Below are 17938 nucleotides of genomic sequence, written 5' to 3' on the forward strand. Positions count from 1 at the left end.
GGTCCCGGGGCGCGGCCCCGACTTCACCGTTCACGTCACAAGCCAAGCCAGAGAAGGGAGTTCCCATGTCCGAGTGGGTGGCGTTGGCCATCGCCATGGCCGCGGCCTGTGCCGTCGTCGTGGCGGTGGTGCTGCTGAGGCACCGCCGGGTGGGCACCGAGAAGAACGCCGACGAGACGCCCGATGTCATCGAGTACATCACCATGATGATCGGCGTGGTCTACGCGATCGTCCTCGGCCTCGCCATCGCGGGTGTCTGGGAGGCGCGCGGCGCCGCCCAGGACGACCTGTTCCGTGAGGCGCAGTCACTGCGGGAGGTGAGCGACCGGGCGGTGGTCTACCCGGTCGAGTTCCGCGACCAGGTCCGGGCCGATGTGGATGCCTACGTCACGTACGTGGTGAACGTCGAGTGGGACTACATGGGCAAGAACGGTGAGATCACCGACAAGGGCACCGAGCTGCTGGACAAGATCCAGACGGAGGTCGTCAGTCGCCCGCCCGCCTCGGAACTCGAGGCCCAGGCCTACCAGCCGATGACGGACCGGATCGCCCAGGCCTCCGACGCGCGCAACCAACGTGGTCAGAATGCCGGGCCGGGCATGCCGGGAGTGGTCTGGTTCGGCCTGATCGCCGGTGCCGTGGTGACCGTCGGCATGCTGTTCGCCCTGCAGATCCGGCGCACCCGGCGGGAGTTGATCCTGGCAGCCTGCTTCAGCGCCTTGATCGCGTTCCTGTTGTTCATGATCTGGGACTTCGACGACCCCTTCGCCCGGAGCGTCTCGGTCACCACCCAGCCGTTCACGGACCTCTTCCCCTCGCTCAACCTGAAGAGCTGAACCGGAGTGGACGCCGGTGGTCCCGAACGGGGCCACCGGCGTCCGCATTCATCTGATGTAGCGTCAGTGCAGGCTGCTGTCAATCGAGTTGAGCATGCTGCCGGAGGCGTCGTCGTTCTCCAGGGAGAAGGCGAACAGGCCGCCCAGGCCCTTGCCCTTGGCGTAGGCGCCCCGGGCCCGGACGGCCTGCGGGGTGTCACCGGTCCAGAAGTTCGTGCCGTCGTAGACCCAGCTGCTCTCCGTCACCGGGTCCCAATGGGTCTGTGCGGCAGTCGGATCGAGCTCCTTCCAGGCGGCCAGACCGGCCTCCTGGCTGAGCGGCTTGGCGGCCGTCGGCCCGGTCGCGCTCTGGTACAGGCCGGAGTTCGGGCCGGCCGGGACGCCGGTCCAGCCGCGCCAGTAGAACGGGATGCCGAGCACGATCTTGCTCGCCGGGAAGCCGCCGGGGATGCCGTACTCGGGCAGGCCGGTGGTGTACGCGGTGAGCGTGGTGTCCACGTTGTACTTGCGGGTGCCGGGGGTGATCGGCGTGGTGGGGTCCGCCGGGCTGTCGTGCAGCGGGTCCTGGTGGTTGGTCGGACCCTTGGCGTCCCAGGCGCCGTGCATGTCGTAGGACATCACGTCGGCGTAGTCCAGGTAGGCGCCGATCTTGTCGGTCTCCAGCTGGGCGATCTTGTCCTGGCCGCTGGGCAGCGCGGCGCTCAGCAGGAAGCGCTTGCCCTGGGCGGCGCCGAGGGCGTCCAGCTGGGTGCGGAACTCCTTGAGCAGCAGGGTGTAGTTCTGCTTGTCGGCGGGGGAGTAGTGGTTGCCGGTGTGGCCGCCCGCCGAGCCCGGGTACTCCCAGTCGATGTCGACGCCGTCGAAGATGCCGGCCGCCGAGGCCGCCCCGCCGGAGGCGTCACCGGCGACTCCGGTCGGCAGGTTCCCCTTGAGGAACATGTCGACGCAGGAGGAGACGAAGGCCTTCCGGGAGGCGTCGGTGGCGGCCGCGTCGGAGAAGTACTTGGAGTACGTCCAGCCGCCGATCGAGATGGTGAAGCGCAGGTCCGGGTACTTGGCCTTGAGCTGGCGCAGCTGGTTGAAGTTGCCCTTGAGCGGCTGGTCCCAGCCGTCGGTGCTGCCGTCCACGCTGGTGGACGCGGTGTAGCCGTCCTGGTAGTCGGCGTAGGCGTCGCCCGCGCCGTCACCGGCGTTGGGGTCGGAGTCGTTGGCCGAGTCGGAGGCCTTCACCGCCTGGAAGCAGGTGAACTTCGAGGGGTCGATGTTGGCGAACGCGTAGTGGATGACGTCCAGCTTTCCGGCGGCGCCGCTGGTGTCGACGTTCTTCGGGTAGTACGCGTTCTCGTAGATCCCCCACTGGTCGAAGTAGGCCGCGCGGACCGGCTGTCGGGCCGGGGCGGCGGCGGTGGTGGTGCTCACCGGGGCGGACTGGGCGGAGGCGTGGCCGCCCGAGTAGCCCTGGACGCTGAAGGTGTAGCCCTGGCCGGGCCGCAGTGAACTGACGGCGACCGAGGTGCCCATCGAGGTGGCGACCAGCTGGCCGTTGGACCACACCTTGTAGGCGACCGGGCCGTCGCCGCTGTTCAGGGTGGACGGCTGCCAGGTGAGCACGACGGCGCCGGAGGTGACCTTGCTGATGGTGACGCCGGTCGGGGTGGTGACCTGGCCGTCCCCGGCCGGGCCGCTCGCGGTGGCGGTCGCGGTCGGGCTGCCGGTGGGGCTGCCGCTCGGGCTGCCGCTGGGTGAGCCGGTCGCGGTGGGGCTCCCGCTGGGCGAGCCGGTGGCCGTGGGGCTCCCTGAGGCGGTCGGGCTGGTGGACGCCGTGGGGCTGCCGGAGGCGGTCGGGCTGGTGGAGGAGGTCGGCCCGCCCGGCCCGGTCAGGGTGAGGTCGTCCGCGTAGTAGGTGCCGGTGCCGTACCAGCCGTGGGTGAAGACCGTGACGGAGGTCGTGGCGGCACCGGTGGTGAAGGTGCTGCTGAGCTGGTTCCAGCCGGTCCCGCCGGGCGTCCAGCTGGAGGCGTTGACGCCGGTGCCGGTGGCGCCCAGGTAGACGTAGCTGCCCTGGACCCAGCCGGCCAGGGTGTACGTGGTGTTCGGCTGGACGCCGACGGTCTGCTGGCACTGCGCGGTGTCGGAGCCGGAGGCGGCGCCGCTCAGCGCGTAACTCCCGCCGTGCACCGGGGTGGTGACCACCGAGCCGTTGGAGCAGGTCCAGCCGGCCAGGGTGCCGGTCTCGAAGTCGCCGTTGGCCAGCAGGTTCAGCGGGGAGGCGGCGGCGGAGCCGAAGGTGAGGGCGAGGGCGGCACCGCTGGTGGTCAGCGTGGCGGCCAGGGCCAGGGCGGTGGCCCGTCTGCGCCGGGCGGCCCGGCGGGCGGCACGCCCCTGGGCGGGCAGGTCGGGCCGTGCGGGCAGGACGCGGTCGTGCATGCGGGGTGTCCTCCGGATGTGTGGGGGTTCCGGCGGTGCGTGGCCCGGACGGGCCGTGGGGAGCCGGCCCGGGCGCAGTGGGGGCGACCGGGCTGGTGACGCGTGCTTGACGGGTGCTCGACTGAACAGATTGGACTGGACCAATATTCGCCGTCAAGGGTGTCCACCGGCTGGACCGCCCCGGGCCGCGAACGGCGGTGGACCGGTAGGTTGACCGGGACGGAACAGACCCGCCGAACGGAGGCGCCCATGGACAGTCAGGGCTGGGACGACCGCTACGCCGCGAGCGAAAAGCTGTGGGGCGCCGCACCCAACCGGTGGGTGGTCCGCGAACTGACCGGCCGCACCCCCGGCCACGCCCTCGACCTGGCCACCGGCGAGGGCCGCAACGCCATCTGGCTGGCCGCCCAGGGCTGGGAGGTCACCGGTCTCGACTTCTCCGCCGTCGCCCTCGAGCGCGCCGAACGCCTCACCGCCGAACTGCCCGACGAGGTCGCCGACCGCCTCACCTGGCGCCACGGCGACGCCCGCGACCACGATGCCCCCGCCGGCGGCTACGACCTCGTCCTGGTCGCCTACCTCCAGCTTCCCGCCGTCGACCGCCGCGCCGCACTGCGCCGGGCCGCCGACGCGCTCGCCCCCGGAGGCACCCTGCTGGTGGTCGGACACGACCTGAGCAACCTCACCGAAGGCGTCGGCGGCCCGCAGGATCCGGCCGTGCTCTTCACCCCGGAGGACGTCCTCGCCGACCTCGCCCCGTACGGCCTGCACACCGTGCGCGCCGAACGCGTCCGGCGCGAGGTCGACACCGAACCGGGCCACCGCGGCGGCCCGACGAGCGGAACAGCGGGCGTCGCGATCGACGCGCTGGTGCGGCTGGAACGGGGTGCCAAGTGACCGCTCTGCCCAGTCGCCGGCTGCTCCTCACCGGCCTCGCGGCCGCCGCCCCCCTGGTGCTGGCGGGCTGCTCCTCCGGAAAGAAGGACAAGGCCGACAAGAACGGTCCGGTGACCAAGGCCGCCGACCCGGGCGGCGCGGCCTTCGTGATGATCATCCGGCACGGCGAGAAGCCCGACGGCAACCAGCCCGGCCTGGACGAGAACGGCAAGCACGACGGCAAGTCCCTCACCCAGCGCGGCTGGGACCGGGCCAAGGCGCTGCCCACCCTCTTCGCCCCGCCCGCGGCCGGCCTGCGCACCCCCGCCCGGATCTACGCCGCCACCGACCAGGGCCCGCTGGCCGGGGCGCACCGGATGCGGCAGACCGTCACCCCGCTGGGGGCCAAGCTCGGACTGACCGTGGACACCGGCTACGCCGAGTCCCAGGAGTCCCAGCTGGCCGGCGCCGCCCTCGCCGGAACGCAGCCGGTGCTGATCTGCTGGGAGCACTCCCGGATCCCGCGGATCGTCGAGGCGCTCGGCGCCGCCGGCAGCGGGGCGCCGGGCACCTGGCCGGACCGGTTCGACCTGGTCTGGGTCTTCTCCCGGCCGGCCGGCGGGGCCTGGACCTTCCAGGAGGTGCGCCAACACCTGCTGGACGGCGACGCCTGAGCCGTCCTGGGCGGTCGCCACGGAGACGGTCACCGCCGCGTACCGGGGCGAGGCCGGCCCGGAGCAGTCGGCCGTCCGATGATCCTGGTTCCTCTGTGTGCGATAGGTTCACGGCAAGGATGGCGGCGGGAACGAGGAGGGCACGATGGCCGTTTCGCTGGCCAAGGGGCAGAAGATCAGCCTGGAGAAGCCGGGCGGTGGGCAGTTGAGCGTGGTCCGGATGGGCCTGGGCTGGCGGGCGGTGCAGCGCAAGGGCTTCCTGGCCAAGCTGCTGTCCGGCGGGCAGGAGATCGACCTGGACGCCTCCGCGGTGCTGTTCGCCCAGGGCAAGCCGCAGGACGTGGTCTACTTCCAGCACCTCACCAGCAACGACGGTTCGGTCCGGCACAGCGGGGACAACCTGGTCGGCGGCGCGGGCGACGCCACCGACGACGAGTCGATCACGGTCGACCTGACCGGGGTGGCCGCCGAGGTCGACCAGATCCTGTTCACGGTGAACTCCTTCACCGGGCAGACCTTCCAGGAGGTCGAGGCCGCCTTCTGCCGCCTGGTGGACGAGACCACCGGCGTCGAGCTGGCCCGCTACACCCTGACCGGCGGCGGCCCGTACACCGCCCAGATCATGGCCAAGGTGCAGCGCACGCCGGGCGGTTGGCAGATGACCGCGATCGGTCAGCCGGCCGGCGGACGCACCTTCCAGGACCTGATGCCGGAGCTCGTCAAGCACCTGTGACCCGCACCGGGTTCCGGCGCCGCGACCGTCACTCGACGTCCCGGCGCCGGAACCCGGCCAGGGCCAGCGCGATCAGCGCCGCCGCGACCAGGGTGAGCACCGCAAGCGGCGTCCAGTCCATCCCGGCCGCCGGGAGCCGGGGCACCCGGCCGAACGGGGACAGCCCGTCCAGGCCCGCGGGCAGCTTCAGCAGCGGGCCCAGGTAGCCGATCACGAACGCGTAGGCGGGGACGGCCCAGGCCAGCGGCAGCGCCCGGGGCAGCCAGCCGTAGACGGCGGCCGCGAAACCGACCGTCACCCAGAGGGCGGGCGTGAAGGCCAGCGCCGCGCCCACCAGCCGCAGGAACACGCCCCCGTCCCCGGTGGACAGTGCCCCGGCCAGGCCGAAGCCCGTGCCCGCCGCCAGCATCACGGCGGTGCAGCCCAGCAGCGCCGCCGCCAGGTGCCCGCCCAGCCAGCGGGACCGGGACACCCCGGCGGCCAGCACCGGCACGGCCCGCCCGGCGCTCTCCTCGGCCTGCGGACGCAGCGTCGCCAGCACCGCGTAGACGCCGCCGACCACCGCGACGACCAGCATCGTCAGCGCGGCGAAGGAGTCGGCGAGGGTGTGGCCGCCGAGTCGGGCCAACGCCTCCTTGATCTGGTCGACGTCCTTGAGCATCGAGTCGGCGTCGCCGAGCAGCGACCCGTACATCGCGCCGAGCAGCAGCAGGGCCGCCGCGAAGCCGCCGATCAGGCCGCGGTGCAGCCGCAGCGCCAGACCGAGCGGGGTGCCCAGGGCCGGGCTGCCGGTGGCCGGACCGGGGCGGGCCGCGCGCAGCCCGGCGCCGAAGTCGCGGCGGGTGCTCAGCGCGAACCCGGCCACGGCGGTGACGGCGGCCAGCGCCAGCGCGGGCAGCAGCGGCCACCAGCGGTCCTCGACGAAGGGGTAGCAGCGCTGCAGCCAGCCGATCGGGGAGGCCCAGGAGAGGCCGCCGCTCCCGGCGTCCCCGGCGGCGCGCAGCGCGTACGCGGCGCCGAGCACGGCCAGGGCCAGCCCGGAGGCCGTCCGGGCGTGCGCGGAGACCTGGACGGTGACGGCGGCGACGGCCCCGAACAGCAGCCCGCCGACAGCGGTTGCCGCGCCGTAGAGCAGGGCGCCGCCGGTGCCCAGGCCCGGGACGCCGAGGGCGGGCAGGCCCAGGGCGAGCAGCAGGCCGAGGGCGAGGTCGGCGACGGCGGCGGTGGCCAGCGCGGCGGCCAGCTGGGCGTGCCGGCCGACGGCGGCCGAGCGGACCAGTTCGGCCCGGCCGCTCTCCTCCTCGGCCCGGGTGTGCCGGGTGACGGTCAGCACGCTCAGCAGTCCGGCCAGCACGACCAGCAGGCCGAGCAGCCGGTGCCCGAGCATCGCGCCCCAGGTGTAGTCGGCCAGGTAGCGGGCCGGGCCGGTCATCGCGAGCACGGCCGGGCCGGCCGAGCCGCGCGCGATCGCGGCGCGGTCGGCGGCGGTCGGGTAGACGGTGTGGACGCTGTCGGCGGTGGCCAGGGTGAGCAGCCCGAGGCCGAGCACCCAGGCGGCCAGCCGGGCCCGGTCGCGGCGCAGTGCGAAGCGCAGCAGCGTGGCGGTGCCGGCCAGGACGGCGGGTCCGGCGGCGCGGTCCGGCGCGGCGCGCCGGGCGGTGGGTGCGGCGGTGGCGGTCATCGGACGGCCTCGGGGTCGGGGTGGTGCCCGTTGGCGGCCAGCTCGTCGCCGTAGTGGCGCAGCATCAGCTCCTCCAGCGTGGGCGGGTGGCTGACCAGGCTGCGCAGTCCGGCCTCGCTCAACTTCCTTACCGCGGCGTCGAGTCGGGCCCCGTCCACGGCGAAGTGGACGCGTCGGCCGTCGGTGCGTAGGGCGTGCACGCCGGTCAGCGTGTCGAGGCCGGCCACCGGCCGGTCGGTCTCCGCCTCGACGGTGGTGCGGGTGAGGTGGCGCAGTTCGGTCAGGGTGCCGCTCTGCACCACCCGGCCGTGCCGGATGATGCTGACCCGGTCGCCCAGCTTCTCCACCTCGTCCAGGATGTGGCTGGAGAGCAGGACGGTGCGGCCCTCGGCCTTGAGCTGCCGGACGACGTCCTGGAAGACCACCTCCATCAGCGGGTCCAGGCCGGAGGTCGGTTCGTCCAGCAGCAGGAGTTCGGCGTCGGAGGCGAGTGCGGCGACGATGGCGACCTTCTGCCGGTTGCCCTTGGAGTAGCTGCGGCCCTTCTTGGTCGGGTCGAGGTCGAAGCGCTCGATCAGCTCGTCCCGGCGGCGCCGGTCGAGGCGGCCGCGCAGCCGGGAGAGCAGGTCGATCGCCTCGCCGCCGGTGAGGTTGGGCCACAGTTCGACGTCCCCGGGGACGTAGGCGAGCCGGCGGTGCAGTTCGACGGCGTCGTCCCACGGGTCCATGCCGAGCAGCCGGGCGCTGCCGCCGTCCGCGCGCAGCAGGCCGAGGAGGACCCGGATGGTGGTGGACTTCCCGGCTCCGTTGGGGCCGAGGAAGCCGTGGACCTCGCCGGTCTCGACGGTGAGGTCGAGGCCGTCCAGCGCGGTGGTCCGGCCGAAGGTCTTGCGCAGGCCGGACAGGGTGATGGCCTTGGTCATACTCTTGAAGCTACCGTAGCTTCAGAAAAACGTGAATATTGGGAAGGCGTTAAAGTTCGATCGGGAGGGCGGATGATCTCCGGAAAGGGGAGAACGGTGGAGCGGGAGCCGGAGCAGGGTGCCGAGCGGGGTGTGGAGCGGGGTGTGGAGCCGGACATGGAGCCGGGCACGGAACCGGCGCCGGGCAGGTGGCACGAGTACCAGGCCGTGGCGGACTTCGTGGAGCGGTTCGCGGCCGAGCTGGTGGTCGCCGGCATGGGCCGGATGCCCGCGCGGATCTTCTCCTGCCTGATGGCCGAGGAGAGCGGTGTGCTGACCTCCGCCGAGCTCTCCGAGCGGCTGCAGATCAGCCCGGCGGCCGTCTCCGGGGGGATGCGCTACCTCATCCAGGTCGGCCTGGTCGCCAAGGAGCGCGAGCCCGGATCCCGCCGGGACCGCTACCGGGTGCTCAACGACGTCTGGTTCGAATCGCTGACCCGGCGCGACGAAATCCTGCTGCGCTGGATCAGGGTGATGAAGGAGGGGGAGCTGACCGTCGGCCGGGGCACGGTCGCGGGGGAGCGGCTCGCGGAGAGCGCGGCCTTCTTCGAGTTCATGATCGACGAGCTGCACGGGATGCTCGGCCGCTGGCGCGAGCACCGGGCGGCGCGGGGCCTGGGGATGTAGGGCCTGTCCGGCAGCCGTCCGGACGTGCCGACGGCGGCAGTGCGGCCCTCGGGCCGTCCTGCCGCCGTCGGCGGTGCTGTGTGCGGGTGCTACTGCCTCATGGGCTACTGCCTCATGGGCTACTGCTTCATGGGCTACTGCTTCACGGGCGCCGAGGGGGAGGGCGACAGCGAGGAGCTCGGCTTGCCGCTCGGCGCGGTGGACGAGCCGGCCACAGGGGTCGTGGTGGCGCTCGGGCTGCCGCTGGGCGTGGGCGTCGGGCAGTTCGGGGCGGTGGTCGGCGTGGCCGTCGGCGTGCCGGTCGGGGTGGCCGTCGGGCTGGCGGAGGGCGAGGGCGAACCGGTGGGCGTGGCCGCGTCGGTGGGCGTGGCGGTCGCCGTCGGGCTCGGGCAGGACGTCGGCGTGGCGGTCGGGGTGCCGGACGGCGTGCCGCTGGGCGTGGCCGTCGGGGACGCGCTGCCGGACGGCGTGGTGGTCGGCGTCGTCGTCGGCGTGCCGGTCGAGGTGGCCGTCGGGCTGGCGGAGGGCGAGGGCGAACCGGTGGGCGTGGCCGCGTCGGTGGGCGTCGGAGCCGGTGTCACCGGAGGCACCGTCGGCTGGGTGCTCGGCGTCGGGCCGGTGCCCGTGCCGCCGTCGCCGGCCGGGGTGGTGCCCGTGGCACCGGAGTTGCCGGTACCGCCCGTGCCGCCGGACGGCCTGAGGAACGGCGAGGGCGAGGTGCCGGGCACGGCCGGGGCGCCCGGGCGGTCCGCGACGGTGGTCACCTGGCCGCTGCCGTAGTGCGCCATCCAGTTGCGGACGGTGCGCAGGTACTCGGTGGAGTTGTTGTAGCTGAGGACCGCCCGGTCCAGCTGGGACGGGTCGGAGAGGTCCCGGCCGCCCGCGCACAGGTAGCGGCCGGCGGTCTCGGCAGCGTCGAAGATGTTGTTCGGGTCGGCCGTGCCCTTGCCGGTGGCGTCCACGCCCCAGGCGGCCCAGGTGGAGGGGATGAACTGCATCGGGCCGACCGCGCGGTCCCAACGGGAGTCGCCGTCGTAACGGCCGCCGTCGGTGTCGGGTATCGCGGCGAAGCCGTTGCCGTCCAGCACCGGGCCGAGGATCGGGGTGAGCGTCGTGCCGGCGGCGTCGACCTTGCCGCCGTTCGCCTGGCCGGACTCGACCTGGCCGATCGCCGCGAGCAGCTGCCAGGGCAGGTGGCAGCCCGGCGAGCGCTGCGCCAGCGAGGCCTCGGCCTTCTGGTAGGCGGCGAAGACGGTGGCGGGCAGCGAGGGGCCGTTGGCGGTGAAGGGCCCGGCCGCGGGCAGGCCGGGCTGGGTGCCGGGCGGCTGCGGCAGCTGGACGGTGCTGCCGCCGTCGGCCGCGGTGCCGGGGACGCCGGCCGCCGGGCCGCCGAAGGGGGTGGTGGAGGCGCCCTGGGCCTGGGCGGCGGTGCCGTCCTGGGCCGGTCCGGCGTCGGCGGCCGCGACCTGGGCGAGTCCGAGGCCCGACACCTGAGAGCCGGTCAGCGCGGCCAGCGCGGCGAACGCCGCCGCCGTGCCCGTGACCCGCTTGCCGAGCCGTACCTTCCGCCCGCCCCCGGCGCTACCGATCCTCGCCGCCATCTGCTGCCCCTCCCCGTCGCCGTCCGGACGCTCCCGGAACGGTTGAGCCTTCGTCATCGTGCCCGCCCGCCGATCGGCGGTACTCGCCGCCTGGACGATTAGTATCACGACGATCTGACAGGGACAGGATGGACGGGAGGCGGCCCGTAACCCATCGAGGGGTTGACGTGGCGCTTCGGCCGGGGTCCGGCCGGTCCGCGGTCGCGCCCGGGGGTCCGCCCCGCACCCATCTCCCCGGCCGGGGCCGGGAGTTGGCCGGGAGGCCAACACCGGGCGTCCGGGCGCCCCGGCGGTCGGACGGGCGGTTCGAAGCGCGGGGGTGGTGCGTGGGCGTCGTTTCGGGCTCCCCGGCGGCGCCCGTGGTCGACCCCTCTGACCTGCCACGATTGTCCGTCTATGTGGCGGGCCCGCCCTAGCAGGACGGGCGGTCCGGCGCCAGAGGGCGTCCCCAACTCGGCCCTGGACGGATGACGTTCAGGTGAAAGTGGGCATGCCAGGAAACCCGGTCCGGCATGCTGTGCCGCGTGACCATGCGGATGGAGGCCGAAACCGTGAGCGCGAACCTGCCGGAGACCGTCGCCGAGGGGGCGGTGGTCCTGCCGGCACCCCCTCGGGTGGTGGGCGACCTGACCCGTGACCTGACCCAGGCCGCCGCCGCCGTCCGGGCGGTGTCGCGGAGCGGGCGTGCCACCGGCGGGGACGTCGCGGTCGCCGCCTACACCGCCGTGGTGTGCACGGGGCGTTCGGCCGCGCGCGCCCTGGAGGAGGCCGCCGCCTGGTGCCGGCAGGCCCCGGAGGCCGAGGTGCACTCGCTCGCCTGGGCGCGGGTGCCCGGACACCGGGACGACGTCTTCGAGTACCGCGTCACCATGGCCGTCAGCTTCCCCGACGACGAGACCGGGGAGCACCTCGGGGACACCCACCACTCCTGTCGGTGAGGTCGTATGATCTGCGCATGAGTGATCGGGGTACGAACGAGACGGGCGGCGCGGCGGCCGACGGCGTCGTCCGCGGCGCCGCCAACGAGGCTGTGGCGGAGGCCGCTTCGGACGCCCCGGGCACCTCGGTCGCCTCGGTCGCGTCGCTCTCCGGCGAGGACGGCGACCCGCGCGAGCTGTCGCGGGTCGCCGCCGTCGCCGCCACCGTGGTGGCCATCGCCTGCGGTTGTGCGGCGCTGCTGGCCTCGTTCCACTGGCTGGGCTGGACCGTTCCTGGCATCGGCTGGATCGTCGCCAAGGCGGGGATCAAGCTGTCCGTGGGCGGGTTCGTCGTCCTGGCCGTGGCCGCCGACCACCTGCGCGGCAAGCTCCGGCCGAAGCACCGCTCCTGACTGCTCCGGGCCGGAGCCCCCGAGGTTGCTCGCCCCGGTCTCAACCGGCCTGCGGCGCCGGGCAGGTGAGGTCGTGCCCGGGCGCCCGGTCGTCCAGCAGGTAGCGCTCGACGGTGTCCGTGACACAGGGGTCGGAGCCCGGGTACTGGCCGTGGTTGCCGTTGCTGGTGACGGTCACCAGCTCGGAGCTGCGCAGCGCCCGGTGCGCGCCGAGCGCCGCCTCGTAGTAGGTGGCCGGGTCGTGCAGCGAGTTGAGCATCAGCACCGGCGGCAGGTGGGCGCCGGTGACCTTGACCTCGGGTGCCGGGGCCGTCGGCCAGAGTGCGCAGACCGAGCTGAACGCGAGCGTGCGGGCGCCGATCAGCGGGTTGCGGGCGGTGTTCTCCGCACCGCGCTCGATCCAGGTGTTCAGGTCCTTCGTCCACGGGGTGTCGCCGCACGTCACCGAGAAGTACTCGGCGAGGAACTCCGGGCTGAGGTACTGGCCGAACAGCCGTCGGGCGGTCTCCTTGGCGGTCGGATCGGCGCCCTGCCAGTCGTCCAGGGCGGTCAGCCCGCTCGCCAGGAGGGGGAAGGCCTTCTCACTGTAGATCGCGTTGATCGTGCCGTTGTCCAGCTGGTTCGGGCCGAGCGTCAACGACCCGTCGGTGATCGGCTGGTCGTGCAGGGCGGCGCGGCGCTGCTCCCAGTGCGCCCCGACCTCCGCCGGGGTCGAGCCCCAGTGGTACATGGCGTCCCGGGCGGCCATCCAGGGCAGGAAGTCCTCCTCGAACCGGCGCTGGAAGCTCATCGGCTGCCCCAGCTCGTACTGCTCCCAGGTGCCCTCGAAGCCGATGTTGCTGTCCAGCACCATCCGTTCGACCCGGTGCGGGAAGAGCGTCCCGTAGTAGGCGCCGATCATGGTGGCGTAGGAGGCGCCGTAGTAGCTGATCCGCTTCTCGCCGAGCAGCGAGCGGTAGAGGTCCATGTCGCGGGCGGTCTGCTCGGTGGTCAGGAAGGGCAACAGGTCGCCGCTGTTCCTCTCGCAACCCTCGACCAGCTTGCGGGAGTTGGCGATGACCCGGTCGATCGCCTCGGGGGACTGGTCGCGGTAGTCCCCGGCCAGGAACTCCTGGAACTCCTCCGGGGTCTGGCACTCGGCACGGGTGCTGCGGCCGACGCCGCGCTGGTCGAAGCTGACGATGTCGTACGCGGCGGCCACCTTGGGGGCGCCCTGGACGAGGTCCATCGGCCGCAGCAGGCCCTGCCCGCCAGGGCCGCCGGCCGTCTCCATCAGCGTGCCCTTGCGGTGCGCCGGGTCGGTGGCGCGGTGCCGGGACACGGCGATGGTCAGATCGGCCCCGACGCCGGGGTGGTGCCAGTCGCGCGGCACGGCCATGGTGGCGCACTCCAGGGCGGGCTGCCCCGCGCAGGGCTGCCAGTCGAGGGCCTGCTGGGCGTAGCGGGCGGGGGTGCGCCCGGCGTCGCCCGGGTTGCGGCCGGAGTCGGCGTTCGCCGTGGCGGGCAGGGCGAGGCCGGCGAGGAGCGCGGTGGCGGCGACGACGGCCGCGCGGCGGCTGCGGGATGCGGTGGTGTTCACGGGAACGATCCTGTCCGACCGGGCGGTTGACGCACGATGATGCAGGACACCGTGTTCGGGGTGGTGCTGGATACACCCCCGGGCGGGGGGTATCCAGCACCACGGGCCTCAGGAGGCTTCAGTAGGCAGGGTGTTCAGCAGCGGGGTTTTCAGTAGGTGGGGTTCTCAGTAGGCGGCGGTGAAGCGGGTGCGCCGGTGCACGGGCCGCTCGGCCTCGTCGAGCAGGACGACGGCGAGGTCCTCCATCGAGATCGCCGAGTCGCCCTCGGCGTCCAGCAGCAGCCGGTCCCGGCCAGCGCGGGCGGGGGTGCGGAGTCAGGCGTTCTCGCGCAGCGGGTCCGGGCGGAGGTCCGGCCCCGATCCGGCGGGGGCCGCGGCGGCCGGGCGGGTCCGCTGGGTCTGGGCGACGATCAGCGAGCCGAGCACGACCGCCGCGCCGAGCGCCTGCAGCGGGCTGAGGTCCTGTCCGAGCGCCAGCCAGCCGACCAGGGTGGCGACCACCGGGCTGAGCAGGGAGAGGAAGGACAGCGAGGTCGGCGGAAGCGCGCGCAGGCCGCGGAACCAGATCACGTAGGTGAGGGCCGCGCCGATCAGGCAGAGGTAGGCGTAGCCGAGCAGGTTGTCGGCGGTGTAGCGGGTGGGCGGGGCGCCCTCGCCGAGCAGGGTGACCGGCACCAGCAGCAGCCCGCCGGCGGTGAGTTGCCAGCCGGTGGTGGCGAGCAGCGGCGCGGGGGAGGCCCAGCGCTTGGAGAGCACGACGCCGAAGGCCATCACCACCGCCCCGCCGAGGGCGGCGGCCACCCCGGCCGCGTCCAGCCGGGCGTCGGCGCGCAGCACCAGCAGGCTGACGCCCGCCACGCCGGCGATGCCGGAGAGCACGGTGCGCAGGGTGAGCCGGTCGCCGAGCAGCCCGGCCGAGAGTCCGGCGGTGATCAGGGGCTGGACGGCGCCGACGGTGGCGGCGATCCCGCCGGGGAGGCGGTAGGCGGCGATGAACAGCAGAGCCTGGAAGGCGCCGATGTTGAGGGCGCCGAGGACGAGTGCGCGCCACCACCAGCCGCCCTTCGGCAGGGTGCGGGTGAGGGCGATCAGCAGCAGCCCGGCGGGCAGGCAGCGGATGACGGCGGCGAGGAGCGGACGGTGGGGCGGGAGGAGTTCGGTGGTGGCGAGGTAGGTGGTTCCCCAGACGGCGGGGGCGAGGGCCGTGATCAGCACGACGGCGAGGCGATTGCTTAGCACTAAGGCAATGTATCTCAGTGCTAAGGCATTCTTCGGTGGATTCCACCGGTGATGTGGCTCACAGTTACCTCATTGCTAAGGAATCCGGTCGGCATCGCCTACCCTGGACCCGTGGCAGATCATCTCGACCGCGTCGTCGCGCAATGGCACGCCGAGCGCCCCGACCTGGACGTCTCCCCGATGGAGGTGTTCGGCCGGATCAAGCGCCTCTACCGCCTGGTGGACGCCGAACTCAACCGCACCTTCGCCGCACACGGTCTGGACGCGCCCTCCTTCGACGTCCTCGCCACCCTCAAACGCAGCGGCCCGCCCTACCGCCTCACCCCCACCGGCCTGATGCAGTCCGCCATGGTCACCTCCGGCGCGATCACCCAGCGCCTCGACCGCCTGGAGGCCCGCGGTCTGGTCACCCGCACCCGCAGCGACCAGGACCGCCGCAGCCGCGACGTCGAACTCACTCCCGAGGGCCATGCCCTGATCGACCGTGCCCTCCCCGACCACATCGCCAACGAGCACCGCATGCTGGCCGGGTTCGACGAGACCCGCAAGGCCGCGCTGATCGACGCCATGCGCGCCCTGCTCGCCGACCTCGGGGACGACACCTCCGGCTGACCTGCCGTCGGGGCCTGTCCTAAATCGTTTGCCGCGCCCGGCCGCCCTCCCCTTGGATGGCGGCCATGGACGACGCCATCTGGTCCGCACTCCCCGCCGCCGTCCGCCGCACGGTCGACGAACACCTCGCCGCGCGGCGGCACGTCCACGCGATCAAGGCGATCCGCGACGCATCGCCGGAGCCCCCGCCCGGCATCCCCGCCTGCGTGGACGTGATCACCGACCGGATGACGGAACTCGGCCTGCTGCCGGACCGCTGAGGCCATCGGTGCCGCTGACGGACGAGCCCGAGGCGGATCCGGTGGCCCGGCCCCAGCCGGGGTTGACCGCGACCGCCTTGAAGAAGGTGTAGTGGAAGGTCCCGCCCGGCTCGGCCGCCCGGCGCAGGTCGGCGATGCCGAGGTCGAAGTCCTCCGGGGTGCTCAGCCCGGCGGCCAGGGCCTCCGCCCGGACGGCCTCGACCATCGGGACGAAGGTCCGCCGGGTGAAGCCCTCGACCAGGGCCGGGCGGCCGCCGTCGGCGTAGACCGTACGGGGGCGGACCGTCACGTCCGCGAAGCCGGCCGCAGCCAGCAGCGGGTACAGCCGACGCCCCACCAGGGCGTCGCCACCCGACCCGGCCTGGAGCCGGACCAGGTGGTCGACGGTGCGGCGGGCCGCCGGGGTCTCCGGGTGGAAGAAGGCCGAGCCGTGGTCGCCCTCGATCACCGTGATCGTCCCGCCCGGCCGCAGCACCCGCCGCAGCGCGGCCAGTCCGGCCGCCGGGTCGGGCAGGTGCTCCAGCACGAAGCACACGAAGACGTGGTCGAACGTGCCGTCCGGGAAGGGCAGTCGGTGCAGGTCGCCGTGGTGCCAGGTGACCCGGGCGGTCGGCGCCGCGGCGGTGATCCGGGCCCGGGCCTGGGCCAGCGACTCCGCCGAGACGTCCGCCGCCGTCAGCAGCACGCCAGGGCTGGCGGCCAGCAGGTGCGCCGTCTGCGCTCCCACCCCGCAGCCCGCCTCCAGCACCCGGCTGCCCGCCGGGTAGGCGGTGCCCGCGTGCAGCAACTCGGCGAGGGTGTCGGCCTGGTCGCCGAGGCGCTGCGCCTCGGTGTCCGAGTAGCCGTGGACGTAGGGGGTGGCGGGGTGAGCGCTGGTTTCGGTGGTCATGGCTCCACCCTCGCGCCAGTATGGTCCGGTGAACAGGTCCAAAGACACCGGGAACCACAGGTCCAAAGCGGCTCGGCCGACCGGTTCGGACGGCTTGGACGGCTCAGCTGCGGAGACCGGGGAGACCGGTGCCGACTTCCTCCAGCTCGACACCGCCGAGGCCCCGTCCGGGGGCCTGACCGACTGGCTGGCCCGCCGACTGCGCGAGGCCGTCGCCGACGGGCGGCTCCCGGCGGGCAGCCGGCTGCCCGCCAGCCGGGTGCTGTCGGCCGAACTCGGGGTCTCCCGCGGGGTGGTGACCGACGCCTACCGGCGGCTCGCCGAGTCGGGGCAGCTGGCCGGGCGGGGGAGGGGCGGCACGGTCGTGCTCGGCCCGGCGCCCGCCGTCCCGCCCGCCGTCCCGCAGTCCGTCCCGTACCCCGCCCCGCAGGCCGTCCTGGGTGAGGCTCCGCCGCTGTTCCGGGACGACCCCGACGCCGAGGTGTTCGACCAGCTGCGCGCCGCCCCCGCCCGGATCGACCTCACCCCCGGCGTGCCCGACCTCGCCGCCTTCCCCCGTGCCGCTTGGCTGCGCGCCGAACGGGCCGTCCTCGACGGCCTCGCCGCGTCCGACCTCGGCTACGGCGACGTCCGCGGCGCCCCTGTCCTGCGGCAGGCCGTCGCCCACTGGCTGGCCCGCAACCGGGGCATCCGCGCCGACCCCGACGAGGTGCTGGTGGTGGCCGGCACGGCCCAGGCGCTCGCGCTGCTCGGCCGTGCCCTCGGCCGGGTGGGCATCACCGAGGTCGCGGTGGAGGACCCGGGCTCGCTCGGCGCCCGCCAGCACCTCGCCCACTGGCTCCAGGCCACCCCGCCCGTCCCGGTCGACGCCGAGGGCATCCGGGTCGACGCGCTGCGCGCCACCGGCGCCCCCGCCGTCCTGCTCACCCCCGCCCACCAGTACCCGACCGGCGTCGTCCTCGGCGGCGAGCGGCGCCGCGAACTCCTGCGCTGGGCGGGCGAAGGCGGGCTGGTCATCGAGGACGACTACGACGCCGAACACCGCTACGACCGACCGCCCGTCCCCGCCCTGCGGGCCGAACTGCCCGACCGGGTCTGCTACGCGGGCAGCATCTCCAAACTGCTCGCCCCCGCCCTGCGCACCGGATGGCTGCTGGTGCCCCCGCGACTGCGGGCGGCCGTGCTCGACGCCAAGCGCTTCGCCGACCTCGGCAACCCGGTGCTGCCCCAACTGGTGCTGGCCCGGCTGATGGAGTCCGGCGAACTGGAGCGCCACCTTCGGTTGTTGCGCCGTCGTCACCGCCGCCGCCGGGACGCCATGATCGCCGCCATCCGCACCCACCTGCCCACCGCCACCGTGCACGGCGCGGCCGCCGGGCTGCACCTGATGCTCACCCTGTCGGAACAACTCGGCTTCACTGACGTGGAGTTGGCCACTGCGGCGCTCGCCCGCGGGGTCAAGGTCCAGCCGCTGTCCTGGCATGCCCGCCTCCCCTGCCCGCCGGGCCTGGTGCTCGGCTACGCGGCCGGCTCACCGGGCGGGATCGCCGAAGGGGTGGCCGTGCTGGGGGAGTTGGTGCGGTCGGCGGGGCGCCGGTCGTCCTCGGGATGA

The 17938-nt window shown here is 73.9% G+C and carries 17 protein-coding genes; 10 read left to right on the forward strand and 7 right to left on the reverse strand.

Going from position 1 to position 17938, the window contains the following annotated elements; all coding sequences use genetic code 11:
- Positions 1 to 65: 65 nt before the first annotated feature.
- Complete coding sequence (locus tag ABTY61_RS01435) at positions 66 to 836, forward strand: bestrophin-like domain (RefSeq protein ID WP_350502826.1); 771 nt, start codon at positions 66 to 68, stop codon at positions 834 to 836.
- A 63-nt stretch (positions 837 to 899) separates the two neighbouring features.
- On the opposite strand, the gene ABTY61_RS01440 is transcribed toward ABTY61_RS01435, so the two are convergent.
- Positions 900 to 3263, reverse strand: a complete 2364-nt coding sequence (locus ABTY61_RS01440) for a glycosyl hydrolase family 18 protein (protein ID WP_350502827.1) — start codon at positions 3261 to 3263, stop codon at positions 900 to 902.
- A gap of 249 nt (positions 3264 to 3512) precedes the next feature.
- Here ABTY61_RS01440 and ABTY61_RS01445 point away from each other — a divergent pair, with 249 nt between their 5' ends.
- The 3 genes from ABTY61_RS01445 to ABTY61_RS01455 all read left to right on the forward strand — a co-directional run bounded on the left by ABTY61_RS01445 (position 3513) and on the right by ABTY61_RS01455 (position 5546).
- Positions 3513 to 4160, forward strand: coding sequence for a class I SAM-dependent methyltransferase (locus ABTY61_RS01445; protein ID WP_350502828.1), 648 nt, complete (start codon positions 3513 to 3515; stop codon positions 4158 to 4160).
- Entirely contained in the window at positions 4157 to 4813 is a 657-nt protein-coding gene (locus ABTY61_RS01450; protein WP_350502829.1) for a histidine phosphatase family protein, read from the forward strand. Before ABTY61_RS01445 ends, ABTY61_RS01450 begins: the two co-directional genes overlap by 4 nt.
- Before the next feature lie 145 nt (positions 4814 to 4958).
- The gene (locus ABTY61_RS01455; protein ID WP_350502830.1) at positions 4959 to 5546 is read left to right on the forward strand and encodes a TerD family protein; all 588 of its coding nucleotides are present in this window, start codon (positions 4959 to 4961) and stop codon (positions 5544 to 5546) included.
- Between the two features lie 28 nt (positions 5547 to 5574).
- Here ABTY61_RS01455 and ABTY61_RS01460 read toward each other — a convergent pair whose 3' ends face one another.
- Positions 5575 to 7227: an ABC transporter permease gene (locus tag ABTY61_RS01460; RefSeq protein WP_350502831.1), complete on the reverse strand. Its 1653-nt coding sequence runs from the start codon at positions 7225 to 7227 to the stop codon at positions 5575 to 5577.
- Positions 7224 to 8150 (reverse strand): ABC transporter ATP-binding protein, encoded by a 927-nt coding sequence (locus ABTY61_RS01465; RefSeq protein WP_350502832.1) that lies wholly within the window; start codon positions 8148 to 8150, stop codon positions 7224 to 7226. Before ABTY61_RS01465 ends, ABTY61_RS01460 begins: the two co-directional genes overlap by 4 nt.
- Positions 8151 to 8222: 72 nt before the next feature.
- Here ABTY61_RS01465 and ABTY61_RS01470 point away from each other — a divergent pair, with 72 nt between their 5' ends.
- Positions 8223 to 8816 (forward strand): GbsR/MarR family transcriptional regulator, encoded by a 594-nt coding sequence (locus ABTY61_RS01470; RefSeq protein ID WP_502895181.1) that lies wholly within the window; start codon positions 8223 to 8225, stop codon positions 8814 to 8816.
- Positions 8817 to 8950: 134 nt separating this feature from the next.
- Here the strand turns inward: ABTY61_RS01470 and ABTY61_RS01475 are convergent, their stop codons facing one another.
- Positions 8951 to 10474 (reverse strand): lytic murein transglycosylase, encoded by a 1524-nt coding sequence (locus tag ABTY61_RS01475; RefSeq protein WP_350502833.1) that lies wholly within the window; start codon positions 10472 to 10474, stop codon positions 8951 to 8953.
- A gap of 494 nt (positions 10475 to 10968) precedes the next feature.
- Between ABTY61_RS01475 and ABTY61_RS01480 the strand changes: the two genes are divergently transcribed.
- Both ABTY61_RS01480 and ABTY61_RS01485 read left to right on the forward strand, forming a co-directional pair.
- A complete protein-coding gene (locus ABTY61_RS01480; protein ID WP_350502834.1) occupies positions 10969 to 11355 on the forward strand; it encodes a hypothetical protein in 387 nt (128 codons plus the stop codon).
- A 17-nt stretch (positions 11356 to 11372) separates the two neighbouring features.
- Positions 11373 to 11747 (forward strand): hypothetical protein, encoded by a 375-nt coding sequence (locus tag ABTY61_RS01485; RefSeq protein WP_350502835.1) that lies wholly within the window; start codon positions 11373 to 11375, stop codon positions 11745 to 11747.
- Positions 11748 to 11787: 40 nt separating this feature from the next.
- On the opposite strand, the gene ABTY61_RS01490 is transcribed toward ABTY61_RS01485, so the two are convergent.
- Both ABTY61_RS01490 and ABTY61_RS01495 read right to left on the reverse strand, forming a co-directional pair.
- On the reverse strand, positions 11788 to 13326 hold the full coding sequence (locus tag ABTY61_RS01490; protein ID WP_350502836.1) for an alpha/beta hydrolase: 1539 nt from the start codon (positions 13324 to 13326) through the stop codon (positions 11788 to 11790).
- A 315-nt stretch (positions 13327 to 13641) separates the two neighbouring features.
- Positions 13642 to 14565, reverse strand: a complete 924-nt coding sequence (locus ABTY61_RS01495; RefSeq protein WP_350502837.1) for an EamA family transporter — start codon at positions 14563 to 14565, stop codon at positions 13642 to 13644.
- 111 nt (positions 14566 to 14676) lie between these two features.
- On the opposite strand from ABTY61_RS01495, the gene ABTY61_RS01500 reads away from it, so the two are divergent.
- The gene (locus tag ABTY61_RS01500) at positions 14677 to 15177 is read left to right on the forward strand and encodes a MarR family winged helix-turn-helix transcriptional regulator (protein WP_350502838.1); all 501 of its coding nucleotides are present in this window, start codon (positions 14677 to 14679) and stop codon (positions 15175 to 15177) included.
- 65 nt (positions 15178 to 15242) lie between these two features.
- Positions 15243 to 15437, forward strand: coding sequence for a hypothetical protein (locus tag ABTY61_RS01505; RefSeq protein ID WP_350502839.1), 195 nt, complete (start codon positions 15243 to 15245; stop codon positions 15435 to 15437).
- Here the strand turns inward: ABTY61_RS01505 and ABTY61_RS01510 are convergent.
- Positions 15394 to 16326 (reverse strand): L-histidine N(alpha)-methyltransferase, encoded by a 933-nt coding sequence (locus ABTY61_RS01510; protein WP_350502840.1) that lies wholly within the window; start codon positions 16324 to 16326, stop codon positions 15394 to 15396. The two genes, ABTY61_RS01505 and ABTY61_RS01510, sit on opposite strands and share 44 nt — an antisense overlap.
- Between ABTY61_RS01510 and pdxR the strand changes: the two genes are divergently transcribed.
- On the forward strand, positions 16325 to 17938 hold the full coding sequence (pdxR, locus tag ABTY61_RS01515; RefSeq protein ID WP_502895182.1) for a MocR-like pyridoxine biosynthesis transcription factor PdxR: 1614 nt from the start codon (positions 16325 to 16327) through the stop codon (positions 17936 to 17938). The two genes, ABTY61_RS01510 and pdxR, sit on opposite strands and share 2 nt — an antisense overlap.

It is taken from the genome of Kitasatospora sp. NPDC096128, assembly GCF_040303105.1.
Lineage (GTDB): Bacteria > Actinomycetota > Actinomycetes > Streptomycetales > Streptomycetaceae > Kitasatospora.

Coding starts and splice junctions, on each gene's coding strand:
- pdxR (WP_502895182.1), top strand. CDS start 16,325: ATGGCTCCACCCTCGCGCCAGTATGGTCCGGTGAACAGGTCCAAAGAC.
- ABTY61_RS01455 (WP_350502830.1), top strand. CDS start 4,959: ATGGCCGTTTCGCTGGCCAAGGGGCAGAAGATCAGCCTGGAGAAGCCG.
- ABTY61_RS01435 (WP_350502826.1), top strand. CDS start 66: ATGTCCGAGTGGGTGGCGTTGGCCATCGCCATGGCCGCGGCCTGTGCC.
- ABTY61_RS01485 (WP_350502835.1), top strand. CDS start 11,373: ATGAGTGATCGGGGTACGAACGAGACGGGCGGCGCGGCGGCCGACGGC.
- ABTY61_RS01460 (WP_350502831.1), bottom strand. CDS start 7,227: ATGACCGCCACCGCCGCACCCACCGCCCGGCGCGCCGCGCCGGACCGC.
- ABTY61_RS01510 (WP_350502840.1), bottom strand. CDS start 16,326: ATGACCACCGAAACCAGCGCTCACCCCGCCACCCCCTACGTCCACGGC.
- ABTY61_RS01440 (WP_350502827.1), bottom strand. CDS start 3,263: ATGCACGACCGCGTCCTGCCCGCACGGCCCGACCTGCCCGCCCAGGGG.
- ABTY61_RS01475 (WP_350502833.1), bottom strand. CDS start 10,474: ATGACGAAGGCTCAACCGTTCCGGGAGCGTCCGGACGGCGACGGGGAG.
- ABTY61_RS01445 (WP_350502828.1), top strand. CDS start 3,513: ATGGACAGTCAGGGCTGGGACGACCGCTACGCCGCGAGCGAAAAGCTG.
- ABTY61_RS01470 (WP_502895181.1), top strand. CDS start 8,223: ATGATCTCCGGAAAGGGGAGAACGGTGGAGCGGGAGCCGGAGCAGGGT.
- ABTY61_RS01465 (WP_350502832.1), bottom strand. CDS start 8,150: ATGACCAAGGCCATCACCCTGTCCGGCCTGCGCAAGACCTTCGGCCGG.
- ABTY61_RS01505 (WP_350502839.1), top strand. CDS start 15,243: ATGGACGACGCCATCTGGTCCGCACTCCCCGCCGCCGTCCGCCGCACG.